Below are 20692 nucleotides of genomic sequence, written 5' to 3'. Positions count from 1 at the left end.
TACGCATACGTGTCCTGGAGCGTCACAGCGATCCCGGGTCGACCTAGAAGTCGTAGTCGACGCGAATACCAGCCGTGCGCGGCTTGGAATAAGCCGTCGTCGCGCTCAATCCGACAAAGCCGGGGCTCACGAAAACATTGGTCTTCTGAACCTCGTCCTCAATGTTCGTGACATACCCAGTGACCCGTAGATTGCTATTGGCTGGACGGAACGTCACCGTCACATCTGTCTTGCCGTTGGCTTCAACCAGATCAATCATTGGATTGTTGTACTCACGCAAGTAGAGGTCATCGCGCCACGCATGGTTCACGGTCGCCGTCAGGCTGCCTAGATTCCCAAGATCAGTATCGTACTGCAAGCCCAGATTGAGAGTGTTTTCCGAAACGTATGGCAGCTTGTTGCCAGCCAGGTTTGTCCGGCCAAGCCCGTCCGGATCTCCTGGATTGAAGACCGGGCTGGGATCACGCGGATCCGTGCTGTAAAGCTCATCGAACTCGGCATCTATGAACGAATATGACGCGTTCAGCAGCCAATTTTCGCTAAGCACGAACTGCGTATCGATCTCCACACCATAGAGCGTTGTTGCGGCAGCGTTGGTGGTGAACTGGCCCGGCGCATTGTTCACGGTGCGCAAGGTTGTCAGCTGAAGGTCAGTATAGTCGTAATAGAAGGCGTCGACATTTACCCTGGCACGATCGCCCCAGAAGTCTGACTTGATACCAGCCTCGTAAGCCATGATCTCTTCTGGATCGTAAGGTAGTCCGTTTGACGTCGCGTTGAAGCCGCCAGCCTTGTAGCCGTTCGATGCCGACGCATAGACGAACATCTGATCGGTCGCATCCCACTCAATGCCAGCCCGCCAGGTTACCTTGGAGAAGTCAGCTTCGCCCGGGAAGGATGCGTTCGGAATGTCGGGCGGGAACGGAGCGCCAAAATTGCCCCTCGTGACCTTCGTGCCTTTTTTCTCGTCTTCGGTGTAGCGCACGCCAAGCGAAGCGCGGAAGTCAGGTGTCAGCGCATAGGTGGCCGTTCCAAAGGCCGCGAGCGTCTGGCTTTCGCCGTTCTCGTCGAGAAGGAAGTCCGGCAGGTTGATAACACCCCCGGGCGTCAGACCGTTGAGCTGGACCCGGCGGAAGATGTAGGTGTCTTCGCTGAAATAGTAGCCGCCAACGATCCAGCTCAGAGCCGAGTCAGTGTCGGAAGACAAACGAAACTCGAGACTCTCAGCGGTCGTGTCATCAAACTTGTTGAACACGCTGATATCGACGGGCGAGCCATCAAAATCTTGCATGATGTTCGCTTCGAGGTCGTAATAGCTCGCCTGCACGAAAGCCTCGACGCCGCCAAAATCCTTTGTGACGCGGCCGAAGACACTGAAACTCTCCGTCGTATTATAGGCTGGCGAGTCATTGTTCGCGACCAGTGGATCGGTGGGGTCTGGCGGCAGTGTTGCCAAGAGCGCCTGGGTCGGTGGCGGACCGCCAATGTTGCGCTCCAGATAGGTCATGTTGACGCCTGTGCCGTCGCGATCATTGTAGGTTGCCGACAGGAGAACATCGAGCCCATCATCACCTTCATATTTCAGCTGGCCGCGGACCATCGTGTCGCCGTTTGACCCAAAGAAATTATCCGTTCCGGGTTGAGTGGAGCGGTTCTCGACGTAGCCGTCTTCCTCATTGTATAGGGCGGAGATCCGCGTCGAGAGTTTGTCCGTTAGCGGCACGTTCAAAACGCCGCGGACTTCCATGAAATCGCGCGAGCCATAGCTTGCCCCAATCGTTCCCTCGAAAGCGTTGACCGGCTCCTTGGAAATAACGTTAACCACGCCGCCCGTTGCGTTCCGGCCATAGAGCGTTCCTTGTGGGCCACGCAGAACTTCAATCCGTTCGATGTCAAAGAAGGTCGCCGTGCCGCCGATCGGCCGGGCGATATAGTTTCCGTCGATATAAAACGCGACGCCGGAGTCAGAAATCGTAGAGGTCCCCTGCAGGCCGATGCCGCGGAGCGAAATCTTGAACTGCCCCTGTTCTTCGCCGACATGCAGGTTCGGGATATAGGACTGAAGGTTGGCAATATCGTCGATACCGCGCTCTTCCAGCGCCTCGCCTTCAAAGGCAGAGATTGCGACGGGTGTGCTTTGCAGCGACGTTTCCCGCTTCTGAGCGGTCACGGTCACGGAATTAAGACGGCGGCTTTGATCGACCGCAGGTTCGCTTAAGTCGGTCGGTTCGTTGCTCTGTGCGTACACAATGTTTGGGACCAATACGGTCGCGGCCAGCAGGATCGCTGTTTGGGTCTTACGTGTCATTTTTCCTCCCGAGCATCTCTTTTGGGATGCTTGCATGCTACCATGGAACACGCTTGTCCGGAGGGGTCAAGAGTCTGCGCCTGCCGACTCAAAACAGATTCTCACAATGTGGTAATTACTGTTGCACGTTTTCGCGTCGCTATGCTCAGTCGTCAGGGCGTCTGTGAGCTTTGACCTGCCAGGTCGAGCGCATTTCAATTTGCATGACCGACTGCGGCTGAAACTTTTTCGACCGCGTCTGCGCACGCGTTGGCCTATCCCTCCCAGAACTGGCGGCTGAGCGGGTCAAACAATCGAGACGGCCAACCCTTGCAAACGCCACTCGCATGAAGGATGACAATCACACCATTAGCATCAGAGACGATATATGAACTCCGCCCACGGTCAGCGAGAAAACGATACGCCCACACGGGGACTTAGCCGCCGAACAGTGCTGCAACTGGCGGGAACCGCCACAGCGGGCTCCATATTGGCCGGCACAGCTGACAGCCAACAGTCTCAAGCAAAGCCTACCGGAACACCTCAAGCAGACCGATCGTCCCCACAACGGCGCTGGGCCGCCAGCAATTTGAGAGGCCTTGCCAACCTCTTCCTGCCCAGCCTGGCGACGGACATGAAGACACTCGACCAGGACGGCATTCGACATGATGTTCGGCACGCAAAGGCAATGGGGTTCTGCGGCACCATGCCCATGGTCAATTGGACCCCGCCAGGCGATCCGCAATGGGACGTCTTCTATCGCACTATTATTGATGAGTCCGCGGGGCAGCTCCCAGTGCACGGGATCATGCTGTACGATAATGTGGAGCAAGACATCGCCTTGCTGAGAAAGCAGGAGGCACTTGGTGTAGACGCCGTTTTACTCGCTGCCCGCTACCGACCGAATATAACGGCTGACGAACTTTATGACGAGATGGCACGACGCATCGAGGCGACCGACCTGCCAGTCATCCTTTATGCTGCATTGAATAAAGGGCGGGCCTTCCCTCATCTCGGTCCCGCCGGACAACCTCTCGATGTTTATGATCGGATTGCAGACCTGCCGAACATCGTGGCGCTGAAAGTCTCACAACCGATCTCTCTGACCTCTACCATGCAGCTCTGCGATGCGGTTGCCGACCGACTTCTGGTCGCACCGGTCAATCTCGACTTCGTCCCGCTTCTGGCCCGCCATTATCACATGCAGTGGTCAGGTCAGTGGAACGGTGAGGCCGTACAGACACCAGACGCCCAGCTCGGCAACCAGCTTCTCGCGGCGACCGCCGCACAAGACTTCGAGACCGCTGACAAGATCGCCGAGACTCTGCAACCGGTGCACGACCACTTCTTTCAGCTGCAATCGGAAGTGATCCGTGCTGGCGCGCATCCTTGGCAGCACAACAAGTACTATTCATGGCTCGGCGGCGGCAATGGCGGTCTGCTGACCCCGCCTGCGAGCGAAGCCGACCATGTGCCGGTCCTGACGCCGGCCGACCGCACAAAAATACGCGCCGCATTCGAAGCGTCCGGCTTGACGCCGTCCGACGGGCCGGAAGAGAGCTTCGTCACTGGCCGCGCCGCCTGGTCGCGAGGCGTGCGCGCCGCCGATATGAGCTCTGTGCCACGCTACGAAACTTAGCGGGACACAGGCTCGCGCACCTCAGCAATCCGACGCAGATTAGCTCAGTTCCGGCTCCCACGCCGCGCAGTGGCTCTCACAACATCGTAACGGCTCATGAATTCGCGCTCGGCCCGGAACGGATCGTTCACGACCCTGGCAGGGACCTCGAAATGCATAACCGGACGGTTAGCCAGGTCATAGGTCGGCCAGTCCGGAATGCCGGAATGGTTGGGATTTCCGTTCGCCGAGAAGGCCAGCCAGGCGCCCGCCATGGCCTGCGTCATGTATTCGGTTTCCTCACTAGGCGGGCCGGTGAGGTGCTGACTGGTGGCAACATTATCGAACATGAACGGCAGATCGATTGTGTGCTGGCTGTAGCGGCGACCGTTTTCTGCCGGTGAGTGCCAGGTAACATTGTACATCCAGGTTGGGTTCTCCGAGCCGTTCAGCTCTGCCCGCTTCTCAGCCATGACGGTGGCGTTGAGCACATAGGAGCGCCAGCTTGTCATGATGAAGTATAGCTCAGTCGGGTTCGCGTCCGGATTGCTCTCCCTGAACGTACCAATCAGCTCGTCCACGTCTTCTGGCGGAAAGAAACGCTCGATGCGCGTGCGCAGTCCGGCGTCATCCATCTGGTAGACACGTTCATCACGGCCAAGCTGATTGGCCAGTTCGGTGCGCGTATGGCCGACCATCATGGGCACCTGAGCGGTGCGGCGGGGCGCCTGAGGGACAAACGGGTGCTCGGTAAAGCTGATGCCATCGAGGTTGGGCTCGAAACGGTAGCCCGCCGCACCAATGACCTTGCGCTGGGCAGCAGAGAGTTGCGAAATCGGTACATCTTTGAGCTTCAATGCATCACCGGGCGCGATTGAAAGCTCCTTCAGCAACGCCTCTGTTAGCGCAGATGATTGCTCCGCCGTCTGCACCATATTGTGCGAGCCTGACTGGACGACGCCTTTCTGGAACTGGCCTGCTGCCTCGGTTCCGGCATAACAGACGCTGACTTTGCGGCCACCGCCGGACTGGCCGTAGATCATGATATTGTTGGGGTCACCGCCAAACTGGCTGATGTTCTCCTGGACCCATTTCATCGCCGCGACGAGATCGAGATAGCCGACATTGCCGGACTGGGCGTACTCGGCGCCCAGAATGCCGGAGAGGTCGCAATAGCCGAACACATTGAGCCGGTGATTGATTGTGCAGACGACGACATCGCCGCGCAGGGCCATATTCGTGCCGTCATATATGCCGCCGGATCCGTGGCCCGCTTCCCAGCCGCCGCCATGGAACCAGAGCAGCACCGGGCGGCGTTTATTGTCGGCCGCCGGGGTCCAGACATTGATGCGCAGGCAGTCCTCGCTTTGTGGCATGTCGCCGAGGAGTGGGCTCGTCAGTTGCGGCGCGCTATCGCCCCAGCTCAGCGCATCCTGGATGCCAGCGAAAGATTCGGCAGGCCTGGGCGGCATGAAACGGAGCGGCCCGCCGGTTGCTGCCCCATAGCGCATGCCCTTGAAGACCTGCACGCCGTTGAGGCTTACCCCCTGATATCGCCCCTGAGCCGTTTCCACGACATCGGGCGGAAGATTCGATACCCGCGAGTTCACGCAGCCCGAAAGGATAAGCGCGCCCGTGCCAAGCAACATGCTGCGCCGGGTGAGGTCTGGATAGATCATGAGAATTTCCCGATGTTCGCCCGTTCTTCGCGGGGCGTTTGTTGATGCTGGATGCGGCAGGTCTATTGGGTTCGAAGCGTCTCAACCCACTCTTCGTCGGACCTGAAGGACTGATGGACCACGGGCCCACCGGTCGTGAACTCCAACACGGGATGCTGGGTCTCCGTGAAAGCTGGCCAGACAATACCATTGCCACAATCGATTGGCCCTTCGCCATCATAGAAAGCGAAGGCCACCCAGCACGGGTGCATCGCGTCTGCGACAGCCTGGTTCGGTGGGTTAGCCTGGTCTGGATCCAGCGTGTCCCAGGCAAATTGTAACTCAGCCGAGTGGATCGCGCCTCTCGACTCATCGAGACCTTCGCGAACGTGAGAGAAGTGGTACTGGAAGGCTGGCTCTCCCGCCTGTTCGAACTGCTCCGCAATCCAACGGTCACGGGCCCACAGTGCGCCTTCGCCGTCATTCCCGCCGACCACGAATGGGACAAGTGCGTGGCGTTTGTAAGCGATCGAGTTGATCCAGGGCTCCTTGAAATAGACGCCGTCCACAGCACCACCAACGCCCCTCCCGAGCGTCTCGATCGGAACGGCGCGCATCTCTTCCAGCGTCGCATTGGCGCCATCCAGCCCCCATTCAGTCGCCCTGCGGATACCGCGCAGCTCAACGAGGTCCATTTCCGGGCTCGGCCGGATGTAAGTCGCCGAATGGACCATCGCCTTATCGAACAGCCCCTCTGCCGTCGGCGACATCAATTGCGCGTAGACGCCATACCCGCCGGCCGATTGGCCGAAGATGGTGACATTATCCTTATCGCCACCAAAGGCCGAGATATTGCGCTGGATCCAGCGCAGCGCTTCGGTCTGGTCCATGCTTCCATAGGACACCAACGGCTCGCCTTCGTCTGCCGCCTCCGTCAATGCCGGGTGCGCGAACCATCCCGCCGCGCCAAGACGGTAATTCATGGTGACGATCACCACGCCGTCTTCCGCAAATGACTGGCCATCATAAGTCGAGAGATTGCCTGCTCCAACGACGTTCCCGCCTCCGTAAAACCACAGCATGACAGGCGCGGAGCCGTCCGCATCAGCCGGAGCGTAAACATTGAGGTAAAGGCAATCTTCCGATGTCGGCCCTGCGACACCGCCAAGATTCAGCGTCACGCCGTCGGGGTTGGTCGCCTGGTAGCACGGCAGCTTGTACTCGGTCGCATCATAAGCGGTTTCACCCCAGGGAGTCGGCGGCACCGGCGGCTTCCAGCGCAAATCGCCGACCGGCGGTTTCGCGAACGGAACCCCGAGATATCGCTCGACGCCGTTCACTTCAGTACCGGTTATTACGCCAGCATCGATTGTCGTTTGCACTTCCCCGTTACCAGCCTGAGCCGTCGCGCAGCCTGTTGCCATTGTCGCCGCGATCATGCTTGCGCCTAAGAGCATTAATTGTCTGATCGTCTTCATTTCGCCTCTCCCTGGGCCCGGCATTCCTGCGGACATTATTCGGGCGTTCGATCGATGGATCAGCCCACGTTTTGGTGCCCACAATCGCGAAACGTTTCGAAATGACAAGACATTATGTTCCAAAATATGGAATATTGTTTCAAAAAAAAGAGCGGTTGGGGCTAGGATTAATCAAGGGCTCACCCTCTCCTTAATCACCTGTGGGGCGCGATCGGGCCTCATGTCCGCTGCCTCGTCACTTCTTGTTGTCGTGATTGAGCGTTCCAAATAGTGGAATTGACTTTGTATTCGTCGTACCAGTTATCTAACTAAGAATTGAAAGGCGCTGCACTATGGACTCCACGATGGAAAAGGGACTTCGCGTTCTGGAGATGATCGTGGCCGCACCGGGCCCGGTCCGCCTCTCCACGGTTGCGCAGGAACTTGGACTCCAGAAAAGCAATGCCCACCGCTCCATCGCTACCTTGGTTTCACTGGGGTATGTCACTCAGGACGAAGCATCCGGCCTCTATCGCCCAAGCCTCAAACTGTTCGAACTGGGGGCGCGCGTCGCCGGTGTTCACCCCGTGCGCCGGGCTACAGCGCCATACCTTCAGGACTTGCACCGCACTCTGGGTGAAACGGTCAACTTCTACGTATTGGAGCACAATTCAGTTCTTGTCGTCGACAAGCTGCTATCGCCGCGCCCATTGCGGTTTTCGAGCCAGCCGGGGTCTCGTCTGCCAATCGCGACGACGGCTGCTGGCAATGCCATGCTTGCCCATGCCCCGGACCCAGAGGCTTTACTTCAAATGTCGCTGAAGGCCATACCGCCGCGCGCTGATACGCCTCTGGACCCGGCGAAAGTCCTGAAAGGTCTGGCCAACATCCGAAAGAACGGCTTCGCCGAGGCCACCAATAGCTGGACTCCGGGAATCTTTTCCATTGCTGTCCCGCTAAAGGACCCGGATGGCCACGCCACAGCCGCATTGGGTGTATCGGGGCCAATCGAGCGTCAAACCCCGGACAACCGCGCAGCCATTATTGAAGCGTTGATGACGACGTCAGCGCGGATTGCCGAGAACTTCGCGCTCGCCTGAAACAGGTTGCAATGTCCTGCGTCCGAAATAGGAAGCAGGAGTGAACACAAACGATCACTCCGAGCCAGACGCAGCCAAGGTCCTGGACACCCCGGACAATGAGCCTGGGCAGCCGTCATCTTTTCGGCCGCGTGCGCAGTACACAGTCTGGCTCCTGTTCATTGTGCTGACGCTCAATATTGTTGATCGCCAGGTCATCAATATTCTCGCCCACCCGATCAGCGAAGAACTCGACCTGGCCGACTGGCAGCTAGGGCTTCTTACCGGGCTCGCTTTTGCATTCTTCTACAATTTGTCAGCCATCCCGCTCGGCCGGCTCGCCGATAATCCGCGTACCAACCGCGTCTGGCTGATCTCAGGTGCCGTCGCTGTCTGGTCGACCGCCACAGCCGCTTGCAGCACCGCAAGCAACTTTTTTCACCTTGTCCTGGCCCGCATCGGCGTTGCCTCCAGCGAGTCGGCCTGTACGCCGACGGCTCACTCAATGATTGCTGACCTCGTGCCAAAGTCTGCACGCGGACGCGCATTAGCCATCTTCGGTCTCGGCGTGCCTCTCGGTGCCTTGATCGGAAAAGCTGGCGGCGGCCTATTGACCGAACACTTCGGCTGGCGCTCGGCTTTTCTTCTTGTGGGGCTACCCGGGCTCGTCATCGCACTCATTTTCTTGATCACGGTGAAAGAGCCGCGCAGAGCCTCCAGCCACATCGCCAAACCTAAAATGCGGCTGGTCGACGTCCTGAAAATTATCGCGAAGTCACCAGCTGTGCTCTACATGATGTTCGGCACGGCCTTCGCCATGTTCCTCGTCACTGGCGGCAGCGTCTGGGGCATGATCCACTTTCTGCGCAATCACGGTCTGAGCGAGGGGACAGCAGGCGTCTGGCTAGGCATGACGGGCGGCATCGCCGGCCTTACCGGCACGTGGCTTGGCGGCTGGTTGGCAGACAAGCTTGGCCAGAAAAATCCGGCCTTCTACATCCTGCCGGCCATGTTCGCGATGTTATTGAGTGTCCCGTTCCTATTCTTTGCCTGGTGGACGGACAATTGGGGTGTCGCGATCATCCTGCTCTTTCTACCCGATATGTTTGACAACATGTACTATGGCGGCACCTTTGCGTCGCTTCAGCTGTTGCTGCCACCGGAAACCCGCGCGACGGTCACGGCGTGCTTTCTATTTGTGACCACCATGATCGGCTACGGGCTGGGAGCCTTCACCTTTGGCATCGCGTCTGATGTCCTGAAGCCTTACGTTTCCGGCGCGCCATCCGAGAGCATCCGCTGGGTACTGATGGGCGCTGCGATCCTCTATCTCGTTCCAGCGGTTTGCTATTGGCGAGCGAGCATTAGTCTTGGCCGCGAATTGCCGACAGGCTCTGAAAAGCCAGGGCCCGCCTAGCTGCTGCGAGACCATAAGACTTAACGACTGTCTTCGCTCCCCGGCGCTTTTCCGCTCGGGTCAGCAAGTCAGTGGGCGCCGTAGCGCCAGCTGCACTTCCGCCTGGAGTGAATGTCCTTGATACCCAAGAGCCACTGCTGCATACATATGTTCCAAAAGATGGAACATAGTTCCACACCATATGAAACCGCAGACAGCCAAAGCGCATATAAGCCTTCGACAATATCAATGACGACGCCTCGCACTGACGCGGTCCGGAACACGATTGAAGGCCATTCGGGGAGAGAAGATGACCAAACAAACAGACGCCGTGTCAGACAAAACACGCGAAAACCTTACTCGGCGCGATGCCTTCAAGATGGGGATTATCGGTGGATCGATGAGCCTCGCCGCCTGCGCCTCTGCCCAAGGATCGGCAGCGCAGGAAACCAGCGGCAAGACCGAGGCAGAGGCCGCCAAACCCGAACCTGTCTCCATCCCTGAGCCCACGACCGATCTGAATTTGACCGGCACGATCAGCGAGTACATTGCAAATATCCGAACCGCGAAGGTCGATCCGGAGTTCCTCGAGCTCGGCAAGCGCCACATCCTCGATACGCTCGCCGCCGCCGTGTCTTGCAAAGACCTCCCACCCGCGATGTTGGGTCGCCAATATGCCCTCATGAAATCGAGGGACGCTTCGAATGGCGCGACAATGCTCGCCACGAAGGAACGCGTCGGATTGGTTGATGCAGTCTATGGCAGCTCAATGATCGTCCACGGTTCGGAAATCAACGACTTCATTCCGTCAGCCTTTGTCCAGCCGGGCCCAGCGGTCGTCGGCGCAGCCCTCGCGCTGGCTGAGAATCGCGGCGGCACGGGCAGCGACGTGCTTCGCGCTGTGATCGCTGGATATGAACTTTGTGGGCGCATGCCCAAGGCCCTTGGCGTGCGCACGCTCTACAGTCTCGGCATCGCGAACCATAGCGTCGGGCCATGTTTCGGCGCTGCGGCGACATCAGCGTCCATGCTCGGCCTGACAGCCGACCAGATCCGCATTGTCATGTCCTATGCCTGCCAACAGGCGTCGGGGTCGTGGCAGTGGCTGCTGGATAATGATCATGTAGAAAAGACGTTCGTCTTCGCGGGCGTCGGGGCGCGCAACGGCGTGGAAGCGGCCCTGCTCGTCGAGACGGGCTACACGGGCGTGAACGACTGTTTCGACAATGCAGACGGCTACATGAACCACTGGATGTTCCGCCAGGGAGCGGACCACAACCCGGCCTATCTCATCGAAGACCTCGATAGCCGATCCGAGCTCCCTCACACGGCCTATAAGCGCTACCCGGTTGGCGGACCAACCCAGCCAGCCGTGCAGGGCGTTCTCCAGCTTCTGCCGAAGACATCCCCTGAGACCGTCGAAAGCATCGTCATGGAAATGCCGGGCCGTTGGGACGCTTTCAGAAATGCGGAAATGCCGGCGCTCAACCTGCGCTACCTCGCATCAATCATCCTGATCGACGGACGCCTGGATCTTGTTGCCGCGCAAGATCGCGAGCGGTTCAACAATGATGCGGAGGTCCACGCCCTCATGAAAAAGATGGACGTCGTCCATGCTCCCGATCTCGAAGTCGAGGAAGGCGAGACACGAACAGAACCCGCGCGGATTAAGTTGAAGGACAGTAAAACAGGCGAACACAATCTCTTCGTTCCATTTGTCCGCGGATTTCCGAGCCATCCGATGACTCGTCAGGACGTCATGGACAAGGCCATGGAATTGATGGGTCCAGTGCTCGGTAGCGATCGCGCCAAGTCCGTCATCGACACGACTATGGCGATGGAGTCGCTCGATCGTGGCGCTGACCTCGTTTCAATGATTGCAAGCTAGGCCCACGGGAGTGACAGCCATGACCAAAATACTCGCCAGCGTATCCGCTGCTGCCCTCTTCGCCGTCGCCTGCGCCGCAGGAACCGCGCAAGAGACAGCGCCACCGCGCCCAGTTGAAAATGCTGCTGCAGGCCCTGCACGCTCAGCCGACGAGCAAACCGCCGCAGCCATGTCGTCGCGCTCAGACGTATCGCGCCATGATGCGGCTCGAGGCGCTGGCTACCGCGCGCTCCATCTCTGCTCGGGACTGTTCGAATCTGAAATGTCCGAAGAGCTTGTTTATGCAACGCTCTCGCGCTCATCGCGGGCGTCCAGCGACTTGAAAGATGCAATCGACAGGGACGCCAGGACCGTCTCGGTCACCTATCTCGACGACATGCCACCGCGCATCGCTGTTTACAGGGACAATCTCGGTTGCACACAGCTACCGATCGGGGCGTCTATAGATGCTTCAGAAAACCTGATCCCCTGGCCTGCTGACCTTCCCACGCCGCAGCTCGACAGTGAAAACTGGCCGATGGGTGACATGAATGCGACGGCCGACCTTCCCGCCGCGAAATCGGCAGCGCTGGAAGCGGTGCTCGACGACGCCTTTCTTGATCAGGAAGGCCCGTTCAAGGGCGACACCTGGGGCGTTGCGATCATCCTTGATAGCAAGATTGTCGCCGAGCGATACGAGGAGGGCTATGACAAGCACGTGTCGGCGCGCACAAACTCCATGTGCAAGAGCTTGTCGGTAAGCTTGGTTGGCGTCGGTGTTCAGAAAGGCCTCGTCGACATCAACGCGAAGGCACCCCTTTCTGCGTGGAGGACGCCGGGCGATCCGCGCGGCGAGATCACACTCAACGACATGCTTCACATGGCGAGCGGCTTCTGGACATCCGGCCCCGGCAATCCGCAACTCGATATCTATGGGTCAGGCGCACCGCCGGTCGAAATCTCGGCGCTGAACATGATGGACGCAGAACCGGGCACGCGGTTCGTCTACTCCGGTTCAGACACAATCCTGTCGACACACGCCGTGCGCGAAGCGGCAAATATCGGCGATGAGTGGATCAGCTTCCCGCACCGCGAATTCATGTGGAAACTCGGCATGACGCGAACCGCTATCGAGACGGACTGGAAGAATGACTTCCTGATCTCTGGCCAATGCTGGAGCACAGTCCGCGATTTTGGACGGTTCGGCCTGCTCTACCTGAATGATGGTATGTGGAATGGCGAGCGCATTCTGCCTGAGGGCTGGTCGGAATATGTCTCGACCCCTGCCCCGGCACAACCTCGCTCGACCCTCGTCGGCGGCGCGGGATACGGCGCACAGTTCTGGCTCTATGGAGAAGATCAGGGAATGCCGGTCAATGGGTATTCTGCGGCCGGCGCGCTCGGCCAGTACGCCATGATCGTCCCGGACAAGAATCTCGTCATCGTGCGACGCGGCCTCGATAATGGCGAAGGCATTTCAATCGCTGAATTCACAGCAGCCGTCATCGCAGCGCTGGAAACAGAATGATGCAGAACTTGGACCGACGCGCATTTCTGCTGGGGTCGGCAGCACTCACAACGGCCTGCTCGACGAGCGCAGGCCAATTCGCAAGTCAGACTGCCGACGGCCCAGGTCTCGGCGACTGGCAGACGGCTGCACCAGACGCCTACGGGCTTTCCAAAGTGGCGCTAGACTCGGCTGCCGCCAAACTCGCAGAACCCGGCGAACGACAGGGCCTCGTTGTCATTCGCGGCGGCAAGCTCATCTATGAACAATACTGGGCGAATGACTATCACCGCGCGACGCCTGACTGGCAGAATGTCAGCTTCTCTTCAGGTAAATCATGGGGCTCGACAATGGTCGCACGCGCCCAGTATCTCGGCTTCCTCGACATTGACGACCTCGCATCGAAATATCACCCGGCAGAACTGTCCGGACTAAACCCGAACACCACCATCAAGCACCTCCTGACCATGTCGTCGGGCGGTACGCTCAACACGAAGCCGAGCAGTATCCCGCCGAAACGGCTGGACGATCTAACCCCGCCCGGGCCTGGCGTTGAATATGAATGGCATGAGACGCAGGAAGAGGGAAAACCGGACGGCTACGGCACGACCATCCAGCCGGGCACCGAATTCATCTATGACGGCGCGCCGGCCGACCACCTCGCCGATATCGTGTCCGGTGCCACGGGCATGAAAAGCCATGATTTCATGATGAGAGAAGTCGTCGCCCGGCTTGGCTGTCGCAATTTCGACTATCAGCCAGAGGGCATTGACCGGAATGGAAACGTCAGGATCGGCGGCTCCATACTGATGTCGTGCCGGGATCTTGCGCGTCTCGGACAGCTCTATCTCAACAAGGGCGCATGGGGCCGAAATCGCATCATCTCAGAGCAGTATGTTGACGAAGCCACTTCACCGTCGCGGCTCAATCCGGCCTATGGCTATCTCTGGTGGCTCAACACCGAGGGAAGTGCCCCGCAAGCACCGCGCAACATGTACTATGCGGCCGGCGCACTTGGTCAGTACTGTTTCGTCCTCCCCGACCAAGACACAGTGGTTTCCACAATGGGCTTCGGCCGTCCCGGTCTCTCAGTGGAGGCGGCCTGGGACGCACTTGCCCCCGCCCTGCTCGCCTGAACCACCGATTCAAGGAAGACCCTGATGAAATTGCTCTTAGCGTCGTCTGTTGCAGCGCTCGGCCTGATCGCGGCCGGATGCACCACAACTGGTTCTGGCCTACCGGACGGCACGGTACAGACCGGTTCTGGTCTGATTGCTGGTGCCACGGAAAATGGCATGCCGGTCTATCGCGGCGTGCCATTCGCCAAACCACCCGTTGGTGACCTCCGCTGGAAACCGCCTCAGGCAGTGAGCTGGGATGGTGTACTCGACGCGACCGAGTTTGGACCGGCCTGCCCGCAACCCGTAAACGCAGATGGGTCGCCCAATTTCGGCGGCTATGCTGGCCCTGTTTCTGAAGACTGCCTGACCATAAATATCTGGACGCCCGAGGACGCCAAGGATGCGCCAATCATGCTATGGCTGTTCGGCGGCGGCGGGGTCGTCGGTGCCGGTAGTATTGAAACATACAATGGAACCAAGTTCGCGCGCGACGGCGTCATCCTCGCGACGATCAACTACAGGCTCGGCGCATTAGGTGGATTTGCCCACCCTGCAATCACTGCTGACGCCAAAGACGGAGAGCCTGTCACCAATTTCCACCTGCTGGACGCGATCGCCGCTCTGCAGTGGCTTAAAACAAACGCCGAGGCATTTGGTGGCGACCCTGACAATATTACCCTCTTCGGCGAATCTGCCGGCGCGACCATGACAGCCAACATCGTGACGTCTCCGCTCGCTGACGGTCTGGTCGACAAGGCCATTATCGAGTCGACCGGCTCGCTGCGCGCCGACAGCCTTCCTCTGGACCGCGCCGAGACGCTTGGCGCGAAGTTAGCGGGCGACCTCGGTCTCGACGGGGCGAACGCCACCCTGTCGGAATTGAAAGCTCTCGAGGTCACCGACATTCTGAGCAACCGCACATTCGGCCGGGGCTCGCGCACCACGCAGGACCCGATGGTGAAACCCCAATCGATCATTGAGACTTTCCGCGCTGGGACGGAAATCGACATTCCGATGATCATCGGCACCAATTCCGATGAAGACCGCCTCGCCGGTACGCAGGAGGTTGCCTCTCTGGCTCAGGACGGTGCGCCAGTCTGGCAGTATTTTTTCCATTACGTGGCCAGTTCCATGCGCGAGGAAAACCCGAATGGCGCGCCACATGCGCACGAAATTCCATTCGTGTTCGACACGCTTGATCGCTATCCACGACTGCCAGGTCCGACCGCAGAAGATGAGGCTGTCGCTGACATGCTGCACTCATGCTGGGTTGCTTTTGCAAAACTTCCAGCCGGCGCCAGCGAGATAGAGTGCGCTGGCGATTTCACCTGGCCCGCCAGAAGTGATGCGAACAATCAGGCTGTAGCAGTATTTGAAGCCACGCCATCAGTGGGCACTGCAACGGAATTGAAATCCCCGCCCAATGGGGCGGAGCCTGGTAGAACCAGCAGACCTGGTTCCTGACTGTCTAAAGTTGCTGCACCACTGTGTCTGGCGCGCGGTAGCCGCCTAAGTCTGCGCAGAGCAATTGCATCACCCGCTTCCAATGGCGTTTGGACGTCCGGTTGGAAACGCCAACTTTTCTGGGAGGGTGTTGGCGTTTCCATGCCGGAAGAAACCGCGACAGGGCAAACCAGCTGTATCAGTTTCCGGGCCTTCGCGGCAGGGCTCCCTACTGATCGGAGCCCTGCCATCTCTTATTAGAAGGTTGCTTTCACGCCGACTTCGAAGGTCCGCTTGAGCGGGTTCGCAATCCGGGGATCGTAGCCGAACTCGTTCAAGATGAACGGTGGGTCTTCGTCGAAGATATTCGAGACCGTTCCTGTCAGTCGAATGTTCTCATTCAGTTCGAAGACATAAGTCGCGTCGAACATCAGGGAGCTATCAACTGAAGGATAGTTCAGAGCGGGGAATGGGCTTGTTGTTCCCGGCTGGAAACCGCCCGGAATATAGCCATTCTCATACTCACCGCCTGCGATGAAACGCTCATCGGTCAGCTCTGAAACATAACGCCCCGTCAGACGCGCATTGTGGCGATCACGATTGTAGTTGACGAAGGCGTTGACCCGCCACTCTGGCGACGCGAACCCGACAGAAGAAAAGTTCAGGTTTCCGAGGAAATCCTGAGCTGGCGCGACTTCTACACCGTCAAGCACGACGGCAGAAGATTCCTGCTCGGTCACCCGGGTCGCTGTCACACCAAAGCTCAGGTCCGCAGCGCCGACAGGCAGATTGTAGTTTGCCTGAATGTCGAAGCCGGCAGTCGACCGGTCGGACCCGTTGCCAAAGTCGGTCTGGACCGTGTTGAGATCAGCTGACGTTGTTACGCCCTGCACACAGGTCCCGTTATTATTCGTGGTTGGGCTCGCATTGAGCGTGACACGATCAATAAACGGGCTGGAGCAATCGGCGAAGTACGGTCCCGTTCCGCCATCCTGCAGGAATACAGCAGACGCGATCTGCGCGTGCGACGCCAGCTCATCAATCTCACCTTCGATTTCGATATCGAAATAGTCGATAATCAGAGAGAAATTGTGATCGGACTGGAAGCCTTGACCCTGCCAGATCGCACCGACATTCCACGAGGTCGCCTCTTCAGGTTCAACGTCGTCACGGGTCAGCGTCGTCCCGCCGAGCCAGTTGCCGCCAGCGACCGAATAAGACCGGACGACCTGATTGACATTGCCTGGGCTAAGACCAGCAGGTGGTGCCGTGAAGTTCGTGCCATACGAACCGCGCAGCGAGAGCGGTCCAACCACATCCCATTTGCCGGAGATCTTGTAGACCGTCGAGCCCAGACCACCGGAGAATTCTTCGCGGCGAACAGCAGCCTGGAAGTTCAGATTATCCAGAACGGGCAGGCTTGTTTCACCAAAGAAGGAATAGCTCTGCTGGTCCAAATTGTCTGGCTCATTGATGCCACGGAAACCGAACGGCCCCTGGCCAAATTCACCCGGGCAATTGAGCGTGCCCGGATAAGGACAAGGCGTCGCGCCGTTGTAGAGGTCGCTTGGAATGATATCCTTGATCTCAATCTGCCGGCCTTGCGCACCAAGGGCCCAGCCAATTTCACCGCCTGGGAGCTCAACACCCGTCATGCCGTTGAACACGAGGTCATAGGTCATGCTTCGCGTAACCGTTTCCACTTGCAACGGATCGAATAGCCAGCGGATCAGGTCCGGGTCGTTTTCAGAGCCTGGCACGTAATTCGGGTTCGTTGCACCTGTTTCCGGGTTGCCCGCATATGAAGACGAGAACGGGTTGAAGTACTGACACCCGTTGGTACCGCCGAGGCCAGGAGCCTGGGTACCTGGCGTAAGCGGATCCTGGTCCTCAACAGCACATCCGATACCGCCGAAGCCGTTCAGCGCCTCCTGAACGCGGAACCCCACATAGTCCGGATCCTGATAATAGGTCTGTGCCTCATTGTAGGTAACCGCAAAATCGTAACCGACGTCCTGGAACGGGCCTGCGAAGTCACCGAGCTTGCCATCAATACCGGCTGACACACGCCACACCTGATAATCGACTTCCGAATTGGCAGAGTTACCTTCGCCATCACCCATCGCCGGGTTGCCCTGGTGCGCAAACGGCCGGAAAATGATGATGTCATAGTAGTTGGCAAATCCCGACAGTGGATTGGCTGAGAACCCAGTCCTGTCTGCGAACTCCTGAACATAGGGGTTCGAGGACGGGACACGGTACTGGAACGTTGCACCCGTCGATGGCGCCGGACCGCGAAGCGCCGGTTGCGACGGTGATGCAAACTGGTTCGGCGCCTTGACCTGGCCATACGCTGCATCGACGTGAAAATTCATGTATTCGTTGACGCGGGCATTGAGCTGACCATAACCCCGGAAGATATCTTGCTCCTCCGTAAGGTTGTAGAACGGCGCATAATTGTAGCGGCAATACGCGGGCACACCCGGCGAGTAGATACCGCCCTGAGTTTCACAGCCATCTTGGGTGAAATCACTCACCGCACCAAGCGCCGTCCCTCCCGCAGTGCGCGGAACGTAAGTCGCAAGGTTAGTCAATGTCGACCAGGGAACCGGGTTCTGCCCATAGGGCAGGCTGGAGAAATCGCGCTCTTCCGTCTCAAGCCGCGAACGATGCTCCCATTCGGCGGAGACGAGGAAGTTGGTGTCCCCTTCGCCGAAACCAGCCATGACGCCGAGATCAAAGTCACCATCCGAACCATCAATGAATGTGTAGTTGCCGCGCGCTTCGTATCCGACAAAATCGTCACGGGTGATGAAGTTGACGACGCCGCCAACTGCGTCAGCACCATAAATCACGGCCGCGCCATCCTTCAGGACCTCGGTGCGCGAAATTGCGATGCTTGGAATGTTGGACAGGTTCTCGCTCATGCGACGCCCATTAAGGAGCGTCAGCGTCTTGTCGGCACCAATACCGCGAAGGTTAAAGCTTGGGGAGCCGAGCAGCGGGCCGCCGCCGAAATAGTTGGACTCACCATTCGTCGGACCGGATATTGTAAGGTCCTTCGCAAATCTGAGTGCTGTTGGAGAGCCTTCCAGCTCGAGGTCTTCCTGGGTGAAGACCTCAACCGGCAACGCCGCATCTTCAGGCGTTCCGGCAATCGCCGACCCGGTCACAACAACCTTCTTTTGACGGGCTTCCTCTTCCACGCCCGCATTCAATCTCGATACTTCTTCTTCGACCTGCTGAGCCGAAACTGATATCGGCACGCTGAACGCAATCGCCGCTATGGAAGCGGTGTAAAGTAATTTATTCAATTTTCCCTCCCTTGGAATGCCGTTCCGCTATTTGGAATCAACAAGCGTTTATTAGACAGTCCGCTCGTCGTGTAAATGGCTTGCGCACTAATAGGATCAAAAACGCCTACTTTTTTCTAATAAGAGCCCCACACGATTCTGAGTCGGAATCCGCATATTCTTTCGCATTCATCAACGTTTACCGCCTTTGTTGCGGTAAAGCTATGCGCCTATCACAAAAATGTCGGCAATATTCATGCGCACCAATAAATACACCGAAAGCCCACCGGATGGCCCGAGGGGGTCGCGCTGATCTTCAACATCGATCGAATTCGATGAGACGATCGACGGAATAGAGCATCTCCATATTTCGGCGGCTCTTTGCGCGTGGAGATTGCCCTCACAGGCATGAGCGGCGCTGGAAAAGAACCGATGTTGACTTCACTCTCTTTTGAGTGAATATCTTGAGTCATAACGACAAGCGTCCCGGAGAGACCTCCGAAAGGACGCAATGACGGGGTTAATTGTCCCGCGGGAGGAAATATGAGCATCGACGCACCTGGCGCCAAAGCTGCCAATGAGACATCGTCTGGCGACGGCACTACCGCGCCTCAGACGCCTTACTCAAAGCCCCTTTACCGGTTTTACGTTCTGGCGGTCCTGACGGTCGTTTATGTCTTCAACTTTGTTGATCGACAGCTGCTCGTCATCCTGCAGGAGCCAATAAAGGATGAGCTCAGTCTTTCTGACACGCAACTTGGCCTGCTGACGGGCTTTGCGTTCGCGCTGTTCTACGTCATTTGCGGAATTCCGATTGCCCGCTGGGCTGACAAAGGAAACCGGCGCACCATCATCGCGATCGCCTTGACGATATGGAGCGTGATGACCGCCATGTGCGGGCTGGCCGCGAACTACGCCCATCTCCTGCTCGCCCGCGTTGGCGTCGGGGTTGGCGAGGCTGGCGGCAGTCCTCCTGCCCACTCGATGATCTCCGACATCTTCAAGCCGAAGAACCGGGCATTGGCGCTCTCCGTATATTCCATCGGCATCTATATCGGCATCTTGATCGGCTTCGCACTCGGCGGATTTCTCGCCGACGCCTTCAGCTGGCGCCTAGCCTTTTTCGTAGTCGGTATTCCAGGTATTGCACTTGCCCTGCTCGTGCTGCTGACCGTTCGCGAACCCATCCGTGGTTGGTCCGAAGGTGACCAAAAGGCCACCGAACCAGCGCCGCCCATCAAGGACGTTGCGAGTCTTCTCTGGACGCGAATTTCTTTCCGGCACATCGCGCTTGCCGCCAGCCTCCAAGCCTTCATCATCTACGGCATAGGCAACTGGCTCCCTTCTTATTTTCTACGAACATATGAAATGGACCTCGGAACAATTGGCGCATGGATGGCACTGACCACCGGATTCGGCGGCGGTCTCGGCTCATTCTGCGGGGGCTGGCTCGCGGACCGGTTCGGAGCAAAGGATGTACGTTGGTATCTCTGGGTCCCGGCAATTCTGACCTCTTTGCTGGTCCCGGTACAACTGGCAATCTTCCTGTCCGGATCGGCCAATTTCGCGCTCATCATGACCGCGCCATTTCATTTCCTGTCAGCCGCCTATCTCGGCGCCGTGCTTGCGGTATCGCACACACTCGTCAATGTCCGGATGCGCGCGCTGACCTCTGCGGTGCTATTCTTTGTTCTCAATCTGATCGGTCTGGGTATTGGCCCCGTGCTCGTCGGCTTCCTCAGCGATATGTTCACGCAGAACGCGGTGACGGCTCCTCTGGGCACAGCAATGCTGATCTGTGGGACAATCGCCGCAATCTGGTCCGTGATTCACTACGTTCTCGCAGCGAACAAGGTCCGCGAAGATATCGCGCGCCGACAATCCTGACGATCTCGGCACGCAGGTCAGCTTCAAGGCAGAATTGTCGGACTGATCTGCAAAGCCATGTGAAGCTTGGCAAAGCGTA

Annotated in this window: 12 protein-coding genes; 8 read left to right on the top strand and 4 right to left on the bottom strand. The window is 58.3% G+C overall.

Features of this window, described 5'->3' with window-relative positions; all coding sequences use genetic code 11:
* Positions 1–43: 43 nt before the first annotated feature.
* Positions 44–2308, bottom strand: coding sequence for a TonB-dependent receptor (locus WNY37_RS04960; RefSeq protein ID WP_342972357.1), 2265 nt, complete (start codon positions 2306–2308; stop codon positions 44–46).
* A gap of 613 nt (positions 2309–2921) precedes the next feature.
* Between WNY37_RS04960 and WNY37_RS04955 the strand changes: the two genes are divergently transcribed.
* On the top strand, positions 2922–3926 hold the full coding sequence (locus WNY37_RS04955) for a dihydrodipicolinate synthase family protein (RefSeq protein ID WP_342972356.1): 1005 nt from the start codon (positions 2922–2924) through the stop codon (positions 3924–3926).
* 44 nt (positions 3927–3970) lie between these two features.
* Here WNY37_RS04955 and WNY37_RS04950 read toward each other — a convergent pair whose 3' ends face one another.
* Entirely contained in the window at positions 3971–5584 is a 1614-nt protein-coding gene (locus tag WNY37_RS04950) for a carboxylesterase family protein (RefSeq protein ID WP_342972355.1), read from the bottom strand.
* 62 nt (positions 5585–5646) lie between these two features.
* Positions 5647–7041, bottom strand: coding sequence for a carboxylesterase family protein (locus WNY37_RS04945; protein WP_342972354.1), 1395 nt, complete (start codon positions 7039–7041; stop codon positions 5647–5649).
* A 332-nt stretch (positions 7042–7373) separates the two neighbouring features.
* Between WNY37_RS04945 and WNY37_RS04940 the strand changes: the two genes are divergently transcribed.
* The 6 genes from WNY37_RS04940 (at position 7374) to WNY37_RS04915 (ending at position 15454) form a co-directional block, all read left to right on the top strand.
* A complete protein-coding gene (locus tag WNY37_RS04940; RefSeq protein WP_342972353.1) occupies positions 7374–8120 on the top strand; it encodes an IclR family transcriptional regulator in 747 nt (248 codons plus the stop codon).
* A gap of 40 nt (positions 8121–8160) precedes the next feature.
* Positions 8161–9516, top strand: a complete 1356-nt coding sequence (locus WNY37_RS04935; RefSeq protein WP_342972352.1) for an MFS transporter — start codon at positions 8161–8163, stop codon at positions 9514–9516.
* A gap of 289 nt (positions 9517–9805) precedes the next feature.
* Complete coding sequence (locus tag WNY37_RS04930) at positions 9806–11383, top strand: MmgE/PrpD family protein (protein WP_342972351.1); 1578 nt, start codon at positions 9806–9808, stop codon at positions 11381–11383.
* A 19-nt stretch (positions 11384–11402) separates the two neighbouring features.
* Positions 11403–12890 (top strand): serine hydrolase, encoded by a 1488-nt coding sequence (locus WNY37_RS04925; RefSeq protein ID WP_342972350.1) that lies wholly within the window; start codon positions 11403–11405, stop codon positions 12888–12890.
* Positions 12887–14005, top strand: coding sequence for a serine hydrolase (locus WNY37_RS04920; RefSeq protein WP_342972349.1), 1119 nt, complete (start codon positions 12887–12889; stop codon positions 14003–14005). Before WNY37_RS04925 ends, WNY37_RS04920 begins: the two co-directional genes overlap by 4 nt.
* Positions 14006–14029: 24 nt before the next feature.
* A complete protein-coding gene (locus WNY37_RS04915) occupies positions 14030–15454 on the top strand; it encodes a carboxylesterase family protein (protein ID WP_342972348.1) in 1425 nt (474 codons plus the stop codon).
* Between the two features lie 236 nt (positions 15455–15690).
* Here WNY37_RS04915 and WNY37_RS04910 read toward each other — a convergent pair whose 3' ends face one another.
* Positions 15691–18747, bottom strand: a complete 3057-nt coding sequence (locus WNY37_RS04910; protein ID WP_342972347.1) for a TonB-dependent receptor — start codon at positions 18745–18747, stop codon at positions 15691–15693.
* Between the two features lie 522 nt (positions 18748–19269).
* On the opposite strand from WNY37_RS04910, the gene WNY37_RS04905 reads away from it, so the two are divergent.
* Positions 19270–20613 (top strand): MFS transporter, encoded by a 1344-nt coding sequence (locus WNY37_RS04905; protein WP_342972346.1) that lies wholly within the window; start codon positions 19270–19272, stop codon positions 20611–20613.
* Positions 20614–20692 lie beyond the last annotated feature (79 nt).

The sequence above is a fragment of the Henriciella sp. AS95 genome (assembly GCF_038900055.1).
Lineage (GTDB): Bacteria > Pseudomonadota > Alphaproteobacteria > Caulobacterales > Hyphomonadaceae > Henriciella.
Note: the sequence above shows the minus strand (reverse complement) of the source record. Positions and strands in the feature narration are given on the sequence as shown.